The 18971-nt window shown below is 63.3% G+C and carries 2 protein-coding genes and 5 pseudogenes; 4 read left to right on the top strand and 3 right to left on the bottom strand.

Annotated features, from left to right (window positions below):
- Positions 1 to 360: 360 nt before the first annotated feature.
- From AC6IW9_RS05095 to istA, 3 pseudogenes are all read left to right on the top strand, one after another.
- Positions 361 to 2235: pseudogene (locus AC6IW9_RS05095) on the top strand (RHS repeat protein); the annotation flags it as partial.
- Positions 2236 to 2492: 257 nt separating this feature from the next.
- A pseudogene (locus AC6IW9_RS05100) lies at positions 2493 to 2642 on the top strand (ATP-binding protein); the annotation flags it as partial.
- Positions 2643 to 3176, top strand: a pseudogene (istA, locus tag AC6IW9_RS05105) (IS21 family transposase); the annotation flags it as partial. It abuts the pseudogene before it with no gap.
- 149 nt (positions 3177 to 3325) lie between these two features.
- Here the strand turns inward: istA and istB are convergent.
- A pseudogene (gene istB / locus AC6IW9_RS05110) lies at positions 3326 to 4054 on the bottom strand (IS21-like element helper ATPase IstB).
- Positions 4055 to 4215: 161 nt separating this feature from the next.
- Between istB and AC6IW9_RS05115 the strand changes: the two are divergent.
- Positions 4216 to 4443, top strand: a pseudogene (locus tag AC6IW9_RS05115) (IS1 family transposase); the annotation flags it as partial.
- A gap of 204 nt (positions 4444 to 4647) precedes the next feature.
- Here the strand turns inward: AC6IW9_RS05115 and AC6IW9_RS05120 are convergent.
- Both AC6IW9_RS05120 and AC6IW9_RS05125 read right to left on the bottom strand, forming a co-directional pair.
- Positions 4648 to 6978 carry a penicillin acylase family protein gene (locus AC6IW9_RS05120; protein ID WP_497769789.1) on the bottom strand — a complete coding sequence of 777 codons (2331 nt, stop codon included), beginning with the start codon at positions 6976 to 6978 and terminating at the stop codon, positions 4648 to 4650.
- A 23-nt stretch (positions 6979 to 7001) separates the two neighbouring features.
- Positions 7002 to 18968, bottom strand: coding sequence for an amino acid adenylation domain-containing protein (locus tag AC6IW9_RS05125; protein WP_497769792.1), 11967 nt, complete (start codon positions 18966 to 18968; stop codon positions 7002 to 7004).
- Positions 18969 to 18971: the final 3 nt, after the last annotated feature.

The raw sequence follows: 18971 nt of genomic DNA on the forward strand, positions 1-18971 counted from the left end.
AATCGCATCTCGTCGGTTAGTGATCCCTTCGGCCGCACGCTGACCTTCAATTACAGCAGCTACGGGTCTCCAATCTCGGAAGCGCGAGCTCCCGACGGCGGCGTCTATACTTACGAATACGATTATTTCTCTCGCTTGACGGCGGTGACATATCCCAGCGGGTCGAAACGGCAATATCTCTACGAAGACTGGACCTACACACGAGCGCTCACCGGCGTCGTCGACGAGAACGGTTCTCGCTATACGAGCTATTCCTATGACTTCTACACAGGGCGCGCCGTCTCTACGGAACATGCCGGCGGGGCGGATCGACACACCGTGGCCTACCCCTATTATTCCTGGGACCCCGTGTCGGTCACGATGCCGCTCGGGGCTGTGAAAAAGTTCACGCTGACGGCAATCGAGGGCCTGGCGAAGCCGATCAGGGAGCAGCGCATCTGCACCACCTGCTCCGCGGGCGGCTCCGGCGAGAACGCCAATGAATACGACGGCCACGGCAATCTGACGAGCCATAAGGATTTCAACGGCAATAAGACGGTCGCCGCCTACGATCAGGCGCGCAATCTTCCGACGTCGCAGACTGTGGCCTCCGGAACATCGATCGCACGCACGGTCACCACGACTTGGAGCCCGGATTTTCGCCTGCCGACGAAGATCGTCGACGGCGGACGCAGCTTCACCTTCACCTATGACGCGAAGGGCAATCTGACGAGCGAGACGGTCGCCTCGTCATCGTCGACGAGCACGCGATCCTACACCTATAACAACCGCGGGCAGGTGCTGAAAGCGACGGATCCTCGCGGCAATGCGACGAACTACGCCTATGACGCTGCGGGCAATCTCGTGACCGTGACCAATGCTCTCGGGCAGGTCACCGTATTCACGAGCTATGACGTCAACGGAAGGCCGCTGACGATCAAGGACCCGAACGGCGTCGTCACGACGCTGACTTATAATTTCCGCGGCCAGGTCACCTCGCGCGTCACTCTTGGGCAGACGACGGCCGACAATTACGACAATGTCGGCCAGCTGCTGAAGATTCGGGAGCCCACGGGCGCCGGGCTGGACTTCGGCTACGACGGCGCCCATCGGCTCACGAGCATTCGCGACCGGGCCGGCAATCGCATCGTCTATACGCTCGACGCCGCGGGAAACCGGATCAAGGAAGAGGTCTTCGATCCGAACGATGTGCGGGTGCGCACGCACAGCCGCGTCTATGACGGTCTCGACCGTCTCGCCAAGGATCTCGGCGCGGCGAGCCAGACATCGATCTTCACCTATGACGCCAACGGCAACATCGTCGGCATGACGGACCCGAACGGCAATGCGACGGCTTTCGCCTATGATGCGCAGAACCGGCTGTCGCGGACGACGGCGCCGGACGCCGCGCAGATCCGCAACGCCTATGACGCCAACGGCCGGCTCGCCAGCGTGACCGACCCGCGCGGGCTCGTCACGAGCTATGTCAATAATTTGCTCGACTTGCCGGAGAGGATCACGAGCCCCGACACGCGCGTGACCACCAAGACCTATGACGCCGCCGGCAATGTGCTGACCTCGACCGACGCGCTCGGCCAGACGACGACCTATGTCTATGACAAGCCGAACAGGCTGACGAAGGCGACCTATGCCGACGGCTCCATCGCGACCTATGCCTATGATCAGGGGGCTTACGGGATCGGCCGTCTCGGCTCCGTCACCGATTCGACCGGCGTGACCAGCTTCGTCTATGACGGCTTCGGCCATGTGGTGCAGAAGACGCAGACCGCCGGCGCCGTCACGCTCACGACGAAATGGTTCTATCACGCCACGAACGGGCGCCTCACCGGCCACATCTATCCGTCCGGATTGAAGCTCCTCTATTCCTACGACGGCGCCGGGCGCGTCAGCGCGATCACCCTCCAGCGGCCGGACGGGGCGCAGTCGACGCTGATCGGCGCGATCTCCTACGCGCCCTTGGGGCCGGTCAAGTCCTGGAGCCCGAATGTCTCCAGCGGGGGCTCCTATGTCCGCAGCTTCAATGCCGACGGCCGCATCACGAAAATCACTTCCTCGACCAACAATAATCTGATCTACGCCTATGATAACGGCGGGCGGATCAAATCGATCTCGGAGAGCAATCTCGCGGTCAAATCCTTCTCCTATGACGTCGACGACCGCCTGACGAACTATGTCGGCGGCTCGAGCCCGATCCCCTACGGATATGACGCGACGGGCAATCGGACCTCGGTCGGCGGCGCCGTCTATACGATCGTGCCGAGCAGCAATCTGAGCGAGGTGACTTACAGCTCGGGCTCGACCCAATCCTTCGTCTGGGATCAGGTCGGCGGGCTGAAGAACCAGGCCGGCGACTTCTCCTTGACCTATGACAAGCGCAATCGCCTCGTGCAGGCGAAGGTCGGCGCGCTGACGACGAGCTATGGCGTCAACGATCTCGGCCAGCGCGTGACGAAGAATGGGGCGAGCGGACAGGTCGAATATGTCTACGACCTCTCTCGAACGGCGGCTTCCTCGACCAACAACGTAATTGCGTTCTCGTCGGCGGAACCGGCACGGGGAAGACTCATCTTTCGATAGCGATCGCCAGAAATTGCATTCGCGCTGGAAAACGCGGCCGATTCTTCAACACCGTCGAGCTCGTCACGACGGCCGTGAAGGTGGCGCACATGCGTCTGTGCCACAGCCGCATGCTTTTCGTTCGCGCCTATCTGCGCGAGACGCAGGAGATGGTTTTCGACGCGCATGAGCGCGCCTTTTCCTTCTTCAGGGGCGCCTGCACGCGCGGGATCTACGACAATATGAAGACGGCGGTGGAGACGATCTTCGTCGGCAAGGAGCGCAAGTTCAATCGTCGCTTCGCGCAAATGTGCAGCCATCATCTCGTCGAGCCGGTCGCCTGCACGCCAGCGTCCGACTGGGAGAAAGGCCAGGTCGAAAATCAAGTCGGCCTGGCGCGCGAGCAGTTCTTCACACCGCGCCTGCGGTTCAAGACCTATGACGATATGAATGCGTGGCTTCTCGATAAATGCGTCGGCTACGCCAAGGCGCATCCGCATCCGGAAATTGCGGACAAGACGATCTGGGAGGCGTTCGAAGAAGAACGCCCGAAGCTCGTTCCGCTGCGCGGGCGGTTCGATAGATTCCACGAGCTGCCCGCGTCGGTGTTGAAGACCTGTCAAACGGCATTGAAACGGGATCCCATATTTGCATCCAAAAGGGACCCCTTTCGAGCGCGCGGTTTCCGCCGTTGTCGGCGTGACGGAGGGCGGGCGTAGCCCGACCGCAGTTACGCCGACAACCGCGGCGGCTCGACCGGATGACCGTCTCAGGCCCGGTTCTTGAAACGCCAGCTTTCGTTGCCGGTCTCGACGATGTCACAGTGATGAGTGAGGCGATCGAGCAGCGCCGTGGTCATTTTGGCGTCGCCGAACACGCTCGGCCATTCGCCGAAAGCGAGATTGGTCGTGACGATCACCGAGCTGCGCTCATAGAGCCGGCTGACGAGATGGAACAGCAATTGTCCGCCCGCCTGCGCGAAGGGCAGATAGCCGAGCTCGTCGAGAATGACGAAGTCCATTCTCGTGAGATAGTCGGTCATGCGACCTTGACGTCCGCCGCGCGTTTCCGCCTCCAGCCGATTGACGAGGTCGACCGTGTTGAAGAAAGCGGCCACGCAAGCCGACGCGGATGCAGCATCGCGCGATGGCTATGGCGAGATGAGTCTTGCCGGTGCCGGTTCCGCCGACGAGCACGATGTTGCGCTGATGAGCGACGAAGACGCCGCCGGCGAGATCGCGAACCAGCATCTCATTGACGTCGGCGGCTTCGAAGTCGAAGTCGTCGAGGTCCTTGGCCAGAGGAAGCTTGGCGATCGTCATCTGATATTTGATCGAGCGCGCTTGCTTTTCGGCGATTTCCGCCTTCAGCAGGCTCCCGACGATCTGCGGCGGCTCGTGTTGCCGCTCGAGCCGACCCCCGGCGTCTCATCGTAAGCGCTCCTCATGCCGAAGAGCTTCAGCTCTCCCATCATATCGAAGATTTGCGTGCGCTCCATCATCATCCGGACCTCCTCGGTTGGTCGTATCTCGAGCAGTCGGCGAGCGGCGCGCGCCTCAGAGCCCGACCTGAAAAATGGTTGATCGGCCTCATGGCCTTTGATTCCTTGGGTTTGCTAGAACTCCGAGGGATTCGCCGTGCCGTGGAACGAGGCCGATCATCGAGCGCCAGAATTTGACCATGCGTATGTCGATGCGCCGCTTTACCCGTCTCACGAACGCCTTCTCAAAGAAGGTCGAGAACCTGAACGCGGCTGTTGCACTTCACTTCGCGCATTACAACTTCGTGAGGGTCCATAAGACGCTTCGCGTTACCCCTGCCATGGCGGCGGGGGTCGATAGCCGGCTCTGGTCGATGGTGGATTTGGTCGAGGCGATGACGAAGTGAGAACAGAGCGGCCCCGGCAGAACCGGGGCCGAAATTCAAATTAGGACACTACCCATTATTTGCTATCTAATAGGTTGGCTTGCACCGCTCGAGCGGGCGCCGACGTGGCGTCGGTCGGACTCCGCGCCTCGGCGAGCCGTAAGCCCCATAAAAAGACTTCGACAGCCCCGAAACTTTTCATTTTTCTGTCGTTCGAGCCGCGCCCTACATCCTTTCCAAATCCACCAAAGAGCCGCCGAAATTCGACACCTTCAAACATGGGTCCGCCTCTATATCGGCGTCCTCGAAAGGCAGTTTGATCCATTTGTTCTCGGAAAATAACTTCGTCTGGTCGAATGCATGCGGCGACCCCACCTCGGTCGCCTGCGAAAACGGGAGGATTGCTTCCGCGATCACTCGGCCGTTCTCCCAGGTAACGAACTGGGTGTAGCTCGCGCCATGAATGGCTGTCGGCTCGTAACCCTTCTCGGTCAGATGGCCAAAATCGATCAAATTCAGCACGCCCGCGGACCCATGACCGCCGGGAATAGCGATCACGTCGTCTTCCGCGAACACACGCTGAACGTCTCGGAGGGCGACCCCCAGGCCGAAGCCGCTTTCTTCCAATAGCGCAATCGAATCGGCAAGAGCCGACAAGACCAGACCGGCTACGTCCCGATCGTCCCACCTCAAGCCGCATGGCGTGGTCAGAGGTTGGCGAGGATCGAATGGCGTTCTCCAAATTTTTGTCTCGCCCTGAATTTTCCGCCAGAACTCTCGGAAGAGCACGGCTCCTGAACTGGTCAGATCGTCGCATCGGCTCCAGTCTCGCAGAATGAGAAAAGCCGCCGTGAGATCGACCGTGCGTCCATTGGCGGCGGCGGCCACCGAACACGAAGGCTCCAGGCGAAGAAGATCCGGGATGATCAAGCTCGCGGCATAGTTCGCATTGCTGAAGACGATCCTTTTCAGATCGTCGATTCCCGACACTTTCTCCTCGCGTCGAAGCAGAGCTGAAATCTCGCGATAGGCCATTCGGGTTCGCATTCCCTGAGGAGCGCGCTCCAGGCCGACAAATCGAGGATAGCCGATCAATGGCGCGTGCGCATTCGCGAGCCAGTGGGAATCGTTGCAATTCACCACATAGTCCGACCGGATCGACATCGGCATCTTCGCTGACGGCCGCACGCGCAACGGTCTGCTCCGTCTTTCGACGATCGCAGCCAGGCGGCTGGATCCGTTCAGGACGATGACATTGGCGGCGCGCGCGACGCGGCGCGCCTCCCTGCTCGGTCGACGCGCCAACAGGCTGCATGTCGAGGCGTCGGGGACAGCAGTCAAATCGCCATAGAAAACCTTCCCGTGACGATCTGCAGCCACAGTGTTCAGCCATAGAGCGCCACGGTGATCGCGAAGCGCGTCACGAATGTCGTGAACCGATTTCGCCTTGTTGATCGCCAGCCACTGAGAGACGGAGCTCACGCTCTCCATGGCCGCATCGAAAAATGCATAGGCGCGCTTTTTCGTCCATTTGCATCCCATGTCCGGAACGGCAATCAGCGGGCCGTAACGTGTGGAATAGAAGATGCGCCGCCTCTCCTCCAGCCGACCGTCCGCCTCCCTTGCGAGGACCGAGACGCAACGTTCGACCATCGCTTCGCTCGCCATGCCGACACGATACGCAAGGTGGGATCGACGCGTCAGGTCGAGCTCGTAAATGGCGTAGCGGCGACTCGACGAAACCGTGTGGGTCCAGGCGACATCGCGATTGAATCCGATATTCACCACGGGAAAAGGTGGCAGGTTCGCGCCCATGACGTCGAGTTCGCCGGGAATGGTGAGATGCAATTGGTAGAAACGGTGCGTCCCGAACCAGGGAAAATGCGGGTTTCCGACCAGCAGTCCTGCCCCCGAGGCGGTAACGTCGCGACCGAATGCGAAGGCGTTGCTGCCGAAAAGACCTTCTCCAGCGACACCCGCGCTCGCCGAACGAGCTCGGTCGCTCTCCGAGCCCGGCGGTAATGCTTCGAGGATTGCATTGGCGAAAGCGCAGCCGGTGGTCTGGGCCGCTTTTTGCGCGAGCAAGAGGTGGAGATCGGACGCGGATATCGGTTGCGTATCGAAGGCCTCGCGATAGGGAGACGACAGCCCGTCACGAGGCGGCTCACGCAAGGACCGGTTCACGCCGTCCGCATAGGCGCGAAGCATCGACGCCGCGAGAGGAGCATGGGCTTCATATTGCTTTCCGAGCGCGACGTCGTCGAAATAGAACTTGTGGAAGAAGTCGCTGTCCAAATTGGTGATCGATTGATAGGGCGCACTCGCATCGGCGCCGAAATACCGAGAGCGCGCGCCGCGGACAGTCAATATCGCATCCGCCAACAGATGAGCGTTGTCGCGCACATAGGCATAGCCCACGCCGAAGGCGAGGCTTTCATGGTCTTTCGCTCTGATATGCGGGATGCCGAACGACGTCCACCGAATTTCGACATCATACGCCCCGCATTCCTCATGCGGCTTCGACAGGGGTGCGGAGGATGAGGAATTGTTCGACATTCGAGCGCTCGTTCGGCATCGGGCTAGGGACGGCTTCGAATGGCCGCCGGGAGATCAACGTCGATCAGTCGCGCGAGGCGATCGTCGAGGCTTTCGCACAACCGCTTCGAGCCGATGATCGACGTGTGCGTCTCTCCGGCGATCGTGGTCGTGATATGTCCCGACCGTGTCGAGCCGCTCCAGTCGATCGGCCGCCTGCCGGTCGGAACGGATCGTTCGGCGACCCATGAGCAGATCGGGGCGCCGATCGGCGACAATTTGCGCCCGCGCATCATCCGGGCCCTGTTGAATATGGTGTAAGCGAGATATTCCATCGAATCGGCAGTCGACTTCGCATCCGCCCAACTATGCCCGTTGAGCGCGAAATATTTGACGAGCGTATCGAACTCATAGGCGTCGAGATCGGCGATCAGCCTGCGCCAATGTCGTTCGAGCGCCGACCCGGCGATGCGCGCGTCGAACCTCTCGGCCGCGTCGCCGACATTCGTCACCGACATGCGTGCAGCGTTTTCATCGAATTGTTCCCGATAATCATAGACGTCGATCATCGCCACCAACTTCACGACGCCTGTCGCATCGAGCTGCTCGGCGACGGCGTGCGCAAGCAAGCCTCCCCAAGACCAGCCGAGCAGAACGCAAGCCGCTTCCGGACGGCGAAGAATGTGAGCGGCGTAGGTCGAGGCGATGCTCTCGAGCGACTCTTCATGATTGTCGATGTCGTAGGCGCCGGGAGACTCCAATCCTACGATCGGGTAACGCGGATCGAGACGCCGAGCGAGCTCGATGTAGCAATTCACCAAGCCCGAAAACGGAGCCAGACAAATGAGAGAGACGGGCCCCCCGCCGTCGCGCAGCAGAACCGAAAAGCCATCGCCTTCGGCGAGCTGTCCCTGCATCGAACGCGCGACGATCTCCTCGATGGTTCCGTAACGAAGCAGAGTCTCGAGCGTGAGATAGGAGGCGCCTCGCCGCTTGGCCGTGAGCACGAGCTTCATGGCCGAGATCGAATCTCCGCCGAGATCGAAGAAATTGTCGGTCACGCCGATATCGCCGACGCCCAATGCCTCCTCCCAGATCGCGACGAGACGCCGTTCGGCGGGCGTTCGCGCCGTGACCGCCTGTCTCGACGCCGAGGCCGGCGACTGCAGCGCGCCTCGATCGAGCTTTCCGCTCGGAAGGAGCGGAAGCCCGGACAGAAGCACGAAATGGGCCGGGACCATGAAGTCGGGAAGGATCGTCGAGAGGCGCTCGCGTAACGACCGTGCGATCTCGGTTTCCCCATCGATCGCCTTCACGACGACATGAGCGACGATCTGCCGCCCCGATGGTCCGTCCGTCGCCACGGCGACCGCTTCGACGACGTGATCGAGCGCCCGCAGCGCGATTTCGACCTCGGCGAGCTCGACGCGAAATCCGCGTATCTTGACCTGATGATCGCCGCGGCCGAGAAACTCGAGCTCGCCGTCGCTTCGCCAGCGAACGATATCGCCCGTTCGGTACAATCGTCCGCCCGGGCGGCGAGCGAAAGGATCAGGCACAAATCGCTCGGCCGTCAAATCCGGCCGTCCCTGATATCCGCGACCGACGCTTTTCCCGGCGACATAGAGCTCGCCGGGAATTCCGGCGGGAACCGGAGTCATCTCGGCGTCGAGAACATAGAGGTCGGTGTTCCAGATCGCCTGCCCCATCGGCGGGCGAGCGTTCTTCGCATAGCTCCGGACAGAATGAGCGGTGACCACATGAGTTTCCGACGGGCCGTAGAGATTGACGAGACGGCAGTCGGGATGGCTCTCGAGGAAGGCGAGCAGATGTTCGGTGAGCTGCGGCTGTTCGCCGGCCGTGAATATCTGCCGCAGCGCGGGCAAGGATACACCATGCGAAACGGCGGAGAACGCAATCATCTCGAGCGCGCGAAACGGGATGAACAAGCGTTCGATGGCGTTGTCGCCGATGAACGCCGTCAATCGCTCCACATCCTTGATCATGTCCTGCGACGGAATGTCGACGCAGCCTCCCGTCAGCCACGTGCTCATGATCTCCTGGAAGCTCGCGTCGAAGCTGAAGGACGAGAACTGCACCGTGCGATAGACGCCGGGATAGACGTCCACGTGCCACAGCAGCAAGTTGCAGAGAGCGGCGTGCGGCATGGCGACGGCCTTGGGCCGGCCGGTCGATCCAGACGTATATATGCAATAGGCGAGACTGTCCGGATGAGCGACATCGTCCAGATCCGCGTCCGGGTGAGCTTCGACGTCGCGCCAGTCGCGATCGATGCGCCACAAAGGCGCGCGATCGGCGATCGACGTCAACCGGGGGATGAGGCGCTCTTGCGTCAGAACGAGCATGAGCCGCGCATCGGAAACCATGAAGGCCAACCGTTCGTCCGGATAGCTCGGATCGAGCGGGACATAGGCGCCGCCGGCCTTCAACACGGCGAGCATGGCGACCGCCAAGTCCGCCGATCGCTCCATGGCGACGCCTACCGACGAATCGCAGACGACGCCCACGCCACGAAGATGACGCGCCAGCCTGTTCGCGCGGGAATTGAGCTCCGCATAGCTCATCTCCGTCTCCAGATAGCGGACGGCGATATCCGCCGGCGTTCTGGAGACCTGGGCCTCGAACAACGAATGCACGATCGATGTCGTGAGCGGCGCTCGCGTCCCCGATGCGGATGCGTCGAGCATTCGTGGAATCGGCTCGGGAGACGTCGACAATATTCCGACAGGTCGATCGGAATCCTTCGATATCTCGGACAGAAGACGAATCCATGCGTCGCGCAGCCGCTCGACGCTCTCTCGGTCGATCCGCTCGGCGGAAAAGAGAAAGCGGCCGTCGAGCGCATCGTCGCCGTGGACGACGAGCGTGATCGCGTAATGCGTCGAATCCGAGCGCTCGATGGAGTGGAACGACAGGTCCGAGCGCGCTTGCCAGGCGGCGTCCGAAGGATAGTTCTCGAATGCGATGATCGTGTCGAACAGGGGCTGTCCCGATCGGCCCGCCCAGCGCTGAATGTCGTTCAATGGGACGTAAGAATGCGCCCGCAACTCGACGTTTTCTCGCTGCAGGGACCGCAGCCATTCTCCGACCTTCGTCGCCGGATGCACGCTCTGGATGACGGGAACGGTGTTGATGAAGAGACCGACGATCTCCTCGCTGCCGGGCAGGTCTTCCGGCCGTCCGGCGACGGTCGCGCCGAACGCCACGGTCTCGTTGCCGGTGAAGCGCTGCAGCAGCAAAATCCATGCGGCCTGCGCCAACGTGTTGATGGTGACGCGCTCGAGCCGAGCGAACTCCGCGAGCCTCCGGCTCTGTTCCGCGCCGAGACGAAAAGCGAGCTCGCCGCCGGCTTCTTTCCGGCTCGCCGGGAGAGCGGACGGCTGGTCGAGATATTGCGCCAGAATGGTCGGCTGCTCCAGGCGCGCCGTCCTCTCCGCCCAAAAGCGTTCGCCGCGCTCTTCGTCCTGCCGCGCCAGCCATTCGATATAGTCTCGATACAGCCCCGGGACAGGAGGTAGCCGCTCGCCTCTATACAAAGCGAAGACGTCTTCGATTTGTCGCGTGGAGCTCCAGCCGTCCGTGACGAGGTGATGGTGGGTCCAGATCAGATAGTCGCGATCGGCGGCGATGCGCACGACGACCAGGTTCTGGAGCGGAGGACGGGCGAGATCGAATCCTGTCGCTTGTTGTGTCTCGGCCAGCTCTCGCAGGTCATTCTCGGACCATGGCCGTTCGCGCCAGTCTATCACGACGAAACTCGGCTGCGCCGTCCGGCGCACGATCTGCAACGGGGCGGGAATGTCGCCCTCCCAGACGAAGCCGGTCCGCAAGGCGGGATGACGTGCGATGACGGTCGACCACGCCCGCGCGAAGCGATCGACGTCCAACCCGTCTACGACGACGCGGATCTGATTGACATAGTGCCGTGCCTCTCGATCGTTCACGGCGTGGAAGAGCAGTCCGCGCTGCATCGGCGACAAAGGATAGACATCCTCCACGTCGCGCGCGTCGATGGGAAGGGCGTCGATCTGATCCTGGCTCAGACCGGAGATCGGAATGTCCGAGGGCGTAACGCCACAGGCTCCGCCGGACGCGCAATGCGCGATTATTCTTTCGAGATCGGTCTTGTAGGCGGCGGCGATACGCTCGATCGTCGAAGCGTCGTACATCGAGCGAGAATAGCCGAAAGTGAGACGCAGTTCGCCATCGTGGACATATCCGTCCACCGTGAGCCAATTGCCGAGCGGCGCGCGAGGATCTCGGTCCGATCCGCCCTTTTCGTCGGCGGGCGTGAACGGCGCGTCCTTCTCGAACATCCCCTCGAAGCGGCCGAGATAATTGAATGTGACGCGTGGGATCGCCGAATTCGCGAACCGAGCCTTGATTTCGGGCGCCGCCAAATATCGCAAGACGCCGTACCCGACGCCCTTATTGGGCGTCGCTCGCAATTGCTCCTTCACAGTCTTGATCGATCGGCCGATCGTCTCGATCGGCTCGCCGTCGAGGCTGAAGTCGAACGGCAATGTCAAGCGAACGGGAAACAGGGAGGTGAACCATCCGACCGTGCGCGTGACGTCGAGATCGTCGAACAAATCCTCCCGGCCATGCCCCTCGAGCATGATCAACAGGGACGAGCCGCCGGCCCATCGTGTGAGGGTCAGCGCCAGGGCTGTCAGAAGCAGATCGTTGATCTGCGTGCGATAGGCGTCCGGAGCCGCCTTGAGCAGCGCCTCCGTCGTCGACGCATCGAATCGGATGTCGATCTGCCTGCCGTCCGCGACGACGCCGAGAGGCGTCTCCCGATCGCGCGGCAAGTCGACGAGCCCCGACGGAGCGAGAGCGTCGAGCCAATATCGAAGCTCCTGCCGGAGACCCGCTTCGGCGGAAAGCTTCCGGAGACGTTCGGTCCACATCCAATACGGCGCGGTCGCCGGCGCGAGCGCTATGGCCTCGCCCGACAGGCGCTGCGAATAGGCGCTCCACAGATCTTCGAGAAGCACGCGCCAGGACACGCCGTCGACGACGAGATGGTGGATCACGATCAGCAGACGATCCGGCCGATTTTCGCTCCGGATGCAGAGGGCGCGGATCAAAGGCCCGTCGCCGATGGACAACGCCGTCTGAATCTCGTCGCAGAGCCGATCGATCGACTCGGACGCGGCCACGCGCTCGACGACGAGCAGAGGCGCGGGCGTCGATGCGCCGCTCTCTTTCGGCACATGCGTCGCGCGGTATCGCCCGTCCCTATCCCGGCAAAAACGCAGCTGCAAGGCGCCGTGATGCGCGACCACCGCTCGCAGCGCCTCTTCCAGCAGATCGGGATCGAGCGGCCGCGAGGCGACGAGAAGCGCCGATTGGTTCCAGTGATCCCGATTGGGAACGGATTGCTCGAAAAACCAGGCTTGGATCGGTCCGAGAGCGACCTCGCCCGGATCGCCGTCGGCCGAGCCGGTTTTTCGAGGCGGCTCGATCGGCTCGGCGAGAGGAGCGATCGCCTCGATCGTCTGGCGCTCGAAGATCTGCCTCGGCGATATCCTCAGCCCCTCGCGCCGAGCCCGCGCCACGATCTGAAGGCTCAGGATCGAATCGCCGCCGAGCGAGAAGAAATTGTCCGTGATCCCCACCCGATCGACGCCCAGAATGTCCCGCCAGATCGACGCCAGCCTCGCCTCCGTCGCCGTGCGCGGCTCGACATGCTCCAAACCCTCCGCCTCCGGCTCCGGAAGCGCCCGCCGGTCCAGCTTCCCGTTCGGCGTCAGCGGCAACGCGTCGACCACCACCAGATGCGACGGCCGCATGTGATCCGGCAGCGTCGCCTCGAGGCGCCGGCGAAGACGCTCGACCAGCGCCCCCGGCGCCGTCCCCTCGTGGCGCGCCGCCACATAGCCGACGAGCCGCTTGCCCGACGGCCCTTCCAGCGCCACCACCGCCGCCTCGCCGACATCCGCCTCCGCCAGAAGCTGCGCCTCGATCTCGCCGAGCTCGACGCGGAACCCCCTGATCTTCACTTGATCGTCGGCGCGGCCCACATAGTCGATCGCTCCGTCCGGCCGCCAGCGCGCCAGATCGCCCGTGCGATAGAGCCGCCCGCCGCCCTCCACTCCGAACGGATCGGGCGTGAAGCGCTCCGCCGTCAGGCCCGGCCGGCCGTGATAGCCGCGCGCGAGACCTGCTCCGCCGATATAGAGCTCCCCCACCACGCCGAGCGGAACGGGGCGGAGGAAGGAGTCCAGCACATAGACTTGCGTATTGGGGAGAGGTCTGCCGAGCGGCGGCGGGCGCTCGTCATCCGCGTCGACCACGGCGGTGAGCGCGCCGACGGTCGTTTCTGTCGGACCATAATGGTTGAGAATGCGACACTGCGCTCCGCTCGAGAGCAATTGCCGCAAGAAAGACGGGTCGCAGGCCTCTCCGCCGAGAACCAGGAGGCGTCGCGGAAGCAGCTCAGCCACACGACCGGACGATTCGAGCGACCGCAAATGGGTCGGCACGATCTTCAGGACGTCCACTCTTTCGCTCGCCATGTAGGAAGCGAAACGATCCGCGTCCATGGCGTGGTCGGGGCCGATCAGATGCAAGGTCGCGCCCGAGCAGAGCGCGCCGAACAGCGTCGTGTGGCCGAGGTCGGCGGCCGGCGTCGAAACCATCGCCATGCTCGAGACGCCGTCCTGCCCGAAACATTCCAGGACGCCGAGGATATAGTTCACGATCGCCGCATGTGGGACGACGACGCCTTTCGGCTCGCCGGTCGATCCGGAGGTGAACACCATATAGGCGGCGCCATCCGGTCTTCCGAGCGAAACGCTCGGCTCTTCGCTCGCGTCCGCATCGGATGCGTCGATCGATACGAGCGGCGCGCCCAGATCGGCCGCCCAGGAGTCCAATTCGACGCCGCCGACGATCGCGCATATCCCATTGCCGCGCACGAGCCGCTCGATTCTCGCCCGGGGCTGGCCCGGATCGAGCGGCGCATAGGCCGCGCCGGCTCTGAGGACACCGATCACGGCGATGACGAATTCGAGGGACCGTTCGAGAAGCACGCCGACGAACATGTCCTCTCCGACGCCGAGCCGGAGAAGCCGGCCCGCGAGCGCGCCCGCCTTGCGGGCGAGCTCCGCGTAGGTCAGCGACTTTCCTTCGCAGCAGACGGCGAGACGATCGGGATGCGTCTCCACCCGAGCCGCGAAGAGATCGTGCAGGAGGGCGCGGTCGCGCTCGCGTCTCGGACCGCGCGCGAACTCTTCGATCACTTTCCTGTGATCGTCCGGCGCGAGCATCGAGAGCGAGCCGAGCGCGCGCGTCGGGTCGACGACGAGCTCGAAGAGCAGAGCGCGCCAATGGGCGGCGATTTCCTCCACCACCCGGCGATCGAACAGATCCGCGGCGTAGACGAACGAAAAAACGAGCGCGTCGTCGGCGCGCCGCACATTGAGAGTGAGCGGATAGGTGTTCGGACTCGCTGTGTGAATGTCGCTGAAATGCAATTCGTCAGCGGACCGATTCGCGAGCGCGCGATCGACGGGAAAATTCTCGAAGACGACGATCGTGTCGAACAGGGCCTCGCCGGGACGTCCGGCCCAGCGTTGCAGATCATAGAGCGGCGCATGTTCGTGCTCGCGTATCGCGAGATTTTCGGCCTGCAGAGATCGTAGCCAATCGCCGACCGGCTGCTCTCGACGCGGACTCTGAGCCACCGGCAATGTGTTTATGAACAACCCCAGCATATCGTCCGAGCCGGCCAGATCGGAGGGCCGGCCTGCGACCGTCGCTCCGAACACGACCGTCTCCTGCCGGCAGTAGCGCTGGAGCAGCAGTATCCAGGCTCCTTGCACGATCGAGTTGACGGTGATGCGCTCGCGCTGGGCAAATTCCTGCAGTCGAGCCGTGTCGGCCGCACTCGATGTGATAACGACCGAGCCTTGGTCGTCGGAGCGGCTGTCGAGCGGCTCGCTGCGGCGCGTCGCGCCGTCCAGCGCCGCCGCCAGCAATGTGGGCTCCTCCAGGCTTGCGAGCCGCGCGCTCCAGAACCGCCGGCTGGCCGTCTGATCGCGGCGCGCCAGCCATGCGATGTAATCACGGTAGCGGCCGACCGCCGGATCCGATGCTTCGCCCAGATAACAGCGAAGGACCTCGTCGATCTGACGCGCGGCGCTCCATCCGTCGACGAGCAGATGATGATGCGTCCAGATCACGTGGTGACGCCCGTCGTCCAGCACGACGATCGTCACGCGCTGGAGCGGAGGCCGAGAGAGAGAGAAGCCTCGCCGACGGTCCGCCGCCGCCAGAGCCGAGAGCGCCGCCTCGCTCGACGGCCTCGGTCGCTCGTCCATTATCCGTATGGCCGAAGGGACGGTCTCGTGCACGATCTGGAGCGGAGAGGGAATGTCGCCCTCCCACAGGAAGCTGGTGCGTAGAACCGCATGGCGCGCCGTCACCGCGTCCCACGCCGCCACAAAGCGCTCGACGTCGAGACCCTCGACCGACACCGTCACCTGATTGACGTAATGGCCCGCCGCCGGATCGCGCAGCGCATGATACAGCATCCCCTGCTGCATCGGCGACAGCGGATAGACATCCTCGATCCCGCTCGCCGCGAGGCCGAGCGACTCGATCTGCGCCCGCGTCCACGCGCCGCCCGGCGCCGTTCCCAAAGACGCCGCTTGCTCCTCCGATCCCTTCGCCGTCTCGACCGCCGCTGCCAGGCGCTCGATCGTCTGGCGCTCGAAGATCTGCCTCGGCGATATCCTCAGCCCCTCTCGCCGCGCCCGCGCCACGATCTGAAGGCTCAGGATCGAGTCGCCGCCGAGCGAGAAGAAATTGTCCGTGATCCCCACCCGATCGACGCCCAGAATGTCCCGCCAGATCGACGCCAGCCTCGCCTCCGTCGCTGTGCGCGGCTCGACATGCTCCAAACCCTCCGCCTCCGGCTCCGGAAGCGCCCGCCGGTCCAGCTTCCCGTTCGGCGTCAGCGGCAACGCGTCGACCACCACCAGATGCGACGGCCGCATGTGATCCGGCAGCGTCGCCTCGAGGCGCCGGCGAAGACGCTCGACCAGCGCCCCCGGCGCCGTCCCCTCGTGGCGCGCCGCCACATAGCCGACGAGCCGCTTGCCCGACGGCCCTTCCAGCGCCACCACCGCCGCCTCGCCGACATCCGCCTCCGCCAGAAGCTGCGCCTCGATCTCGCCGAGCTCGACGCGGAACCCCCTGATCTTCACTTGATCGTCGGCGCGGCCCACATAGTCGATCGCTCCGTCCGGCCGCCAGCGCGCCAGATCGCCCGTGCGATAGAGCCGCCCGCCGCCCTCCACTCCGAACGGATCGGGCGTGAAGCGCTCCGCCGTCAGGCCCGGCCGGCCGTGATAGCCGCGCGCGAGCCCTGCTCCGCCGATATAGAGCTCCCCCACCACGCCGATCGGAACCGGCTGAAGATCACCATCCAGAATCCGAAGCTGCGTGTTCCAGATCGGACGGCCGATCGGAACGATCCCTCGCGTTTCGTTCTCCAGGCACTCCCAGGCGCTCACATCGATCGCCGCTTCGGTCGGCCCGTAGAGATTGTGCAGTCGGGCTCGACGGCCTCGCCGGAACTCCCGTTGAAGGCTCGCCGGAAGCGCCTCTCCACTGCACACCGCCAAGCGCACTGACGGAAGCTCGTCATCCTCCACGGCGCCCAGAAAGGCGCGCAGCATCGATGGAACGAAATGAAGAATCGTAACGCCTTGCTCTCTGATGACGCGCGCCAACCGGTCGGCGTCGCGATGGCTCTCCGGCGGGGCGACGATCAATCGAGCGCCGAACATGAGCGGCCAGAACAACTCCCAAACCGACACGTCGAAACTGAAGGAGCTCTTGTGGAGCACGCGGTCCCCGGGCGAAAGCCCGAATGCCTGCTGCATCCACCGGAGACGGTTGACGACCGCGGCATGCGTATTGGCGGCTCCTTTCGGCCGCCCGGTCGAGCCCGAGGTGTAGATGCAATAAGCGACCCCCAGACCATCGGACGTGACCTCGAGATCCGTCGCAGGATAATCGACGACCTGCCCCCAATCGCGATCCAGTCGCCAGACCGCGAGAGCTCGCGCGCCGCCGCCGCCGCGCCGCCCTTCCAGCGCCGCCGACAGCAGCGGCCGCGCACGGAGCGCCCGATCCTGCGTCAAGACGAGCTTCAGCCCCGCGTCGTCGATCATGAACGCGAGCCTGTCGACCGGATAGTCTGGATCGAGCGGAACGTAGGCGCCGCCGGCTTTCAATACCGCCAGCAACCCGACCACCATCTCCGTCGACCGCTCGACCGCGACACCGACCAGGACCTCGGGACCGACGCCCAGCCGACGCAGATGGCGGGCAAGCCGATTCGACCTCGAATTGAGCTCGCCATATGTCAATGACTCGGTCTCGTCGATCAAGGCGACGACGTCTGGTTGTTCTCTCGCCTGCTCCTCGATGAATTCGTTCAGACGACGGCCATCCCGGTCCACTGTTTCGCCGCATCCCCAACGCTCCAACACGAGAGCTTGTTCCTCCGGCGACAGCAACGGCAGTTCGCTCACCGCACCGAAGGGATCGGATGCCGCTCCGCGCAGTAATGCCGCCCAATGTTCCGCGAGCCGATCGAAGGCGCCGCTCGCGTATAGAGGCGCGGCGACGACGAACGAGCACGCCAAGTGGTCGTGATATTCGGAAATATCCAGGAAGAAATCGAATCTGGCGACCCGATCCCGAAGAAAGAGGGGCGTCGCCTCCAGCTCTCCGACGACGCGCCCCTGCTGTCCCTCGCCCACGAGCTGGTAGTTCAACATCGCCTGAAACAAGGGCGAGCGATCGAGATCTCGCGTCGACTGAAGCGCGCTCACGATCTGCTCGAAGGGAATATCCTGATTGTCCTGAGCGCTCAGCGTCGCCTCCCGCGCCGCCTTCAACAGCGCGGAAAAACTATCCCCGCGCTCGACGGTCCCGCGCAAGACCTCTGTATTCACGAACAGTCCGATCAGCCTCTCCGTTTCCGGCCAGTTGCGATTGGTCGTCGGAACGCCGATGCGAATGTCTCCTTGCCCCGTGTAGCGATAAAGAAGCGCCTGGTGTGCCGCGAGCATCACCATGAACAAGGTCGCGCCGTGCGCCCGACCGACCGCGCGCAAATCATCCGCGAGCTTCTTGTCGATCGTCACGAGGACCGACTCGCCGCGAAATCGGTCCGCATCCGCTGCGACCCTCCCGCGCGGAAGGTTCAACGTCGGCTGATCGTCGCCGAGCGTCTCGACCCAATATGCGAGCTGCCGATCATATTCGCCCGCCTCCAGCAGAGAACGTTGCCAGGACGCGTAATCCGTGTAACGAATTTCCAGCGGCGGAACTTCCAATGTCGTCGCTTCGCGCTCATAGGCGTAGAATGCGAGAAGCTCTTCGATGAGGAGCTGCATCGACCATCCGTCGGAGATGATGTGATGCATCGAAAGAAAGAGGACGCGATCGTCATCGCCAAACGTCAGGAGCTCCAACCGAAACAGCGGGCCCCGCGCGAGATCGAATGGAAAGGACCCGGCGTGAACGGCGGCGCGCTCGATCTCCGCATCGACCGCCTCCGCGCCGTGATCGCAGGCTGTCGTCCGCAGGATCGTCACATCGACCGCATCATGAATTCGTTGCAGGCACAACCCATCGGGCCCCTCCTCGAATGTGGTGCGAAGCGACTGATGACGCCTCGCCAGCGAGCGAATCGCACCGTGCAAGGCATCGACATCGAGCGGACCGCGCAACCGGAGCGCGCCGGTGATGTTGTAGATCGGACTCGTCGGCTCGAGCAGCCACAAGAACCAGAGCCTCTCTTGAGCCGGCGACGCGCGGCTCGGAGATCGATCGCCGAAGCTCGGAACAGGAAGCCCTCGAACGGACACTCCGCCGTCCCTGAGCTTCTGCAGGGCAGAACGCCGCTTATCGACGGGAAGATTTGCGATGCGCGCCGCTATGTCGTGTCGTGAAATCTTCATGGC

Source organism: Methylosinus sp. shoA (assembly GCF_059718125.1).

Coding starts and splice junctions, on each gene's coding strand:
- AC6IW9_RS05120 (WP_497769789.1), bottom strand. CDS start 6,978: ATGTCGAACAATTCCTCATCCTCCGCACCCCTGTCGAAGCCGCATGAG.
- AC6IW9_RS05125 (WP_497769792.1), bottom strand. CDS start 18,968: ATGAAGATTTCACGACACGACATAGCGGCGCGCATCGCAAATCTTCCC.